The organism is Actinomadura logoneensis (genome assembly GCF_003428695.1).
In the GTDB taxonomy this organism is placed as follows: domain Bacteria; phylum Actinomycetota; class Actinomycetes; order Streptosporangiales; family Streptosporangiaceae; genus Spirillospora; species Spirillospora logoneensis.
On the sequence record NZ_QURH01000368.1, the window covers coordinates 1 to 647 of the forward strand.

Below are 647 nucleotides of genomic sequence, written 5' to 3' on the forward strand. Positions count from 1 at the left end.
CCGAGGCCGTCGGCGCAGGCGTGGCCCGCCGCGGCCAGGGTGCGGAACCCCAGGTGGCCGCCGCGCTGCGCGACGAACCTCAGCACGTGCAGCGACCGCGGGTCGGCCAGGTGCAGGTCGTCGACGACCAGCAGCCCGGGACGCGTCGCGAAGCGCGCCGCGAGCAGCCGCAGGACGGCCGCCGCGACCCCGGCGGGCGGCGACGGCGCGTCCGCGTCGAGCTCCAGCACCGGCCGCAGCCCGGCCCGCTCCCGTTCGTCCAGGCCGTCCAGCAGGGGGAGCAGGACCTGGTTCAGGCAGCCGAAGGGCACGCCGTCGCCCTGGCCCTCCAGCACGGTCATGCCCAGGTCGCGGGCGTGCCGGGCGGCGTGGCCGAGCAGCGCGCTCCTGCCCGCGCCGGCGTCGCCGGTGACCAGCAGGGCGGACGGCTCGCCGCTCTCGACCATCCGCACGAGCCGGGCCAGCTCGGCGTCACGCCCCACCAGCCCGGAGTCATGGCGCGCGAAGCCGGGGGCCCGTCCCCCGGCTCCGGCGTCACGCCGCGCGAAGCCGGTCTCATGTCCGTCGGCCCGCGCGGGGGAGGCCGCACGGGCAGCCGACGGATCGGCGGGACCGGGGGCGGGCACGCCGGTGCGGGGCGCGGGTGC

At 79.9% G+C, this 647-nt stretch carries 1 protein-coding gene; it reads right to left on the bottom strand.

Annotated elements, in window-relative coordinates; all coding sequences use genetic code 11:
• Window positions 1-482 (bottom strand): ATP-binding protein (locus DZF91_RS22770; RefSeq protein WP_158588017.1); only part of this gene is annotated, 482 nt, incomplete at its 3' end.
• Window positions 483-647: the final 165 nt, after the last annotated feature.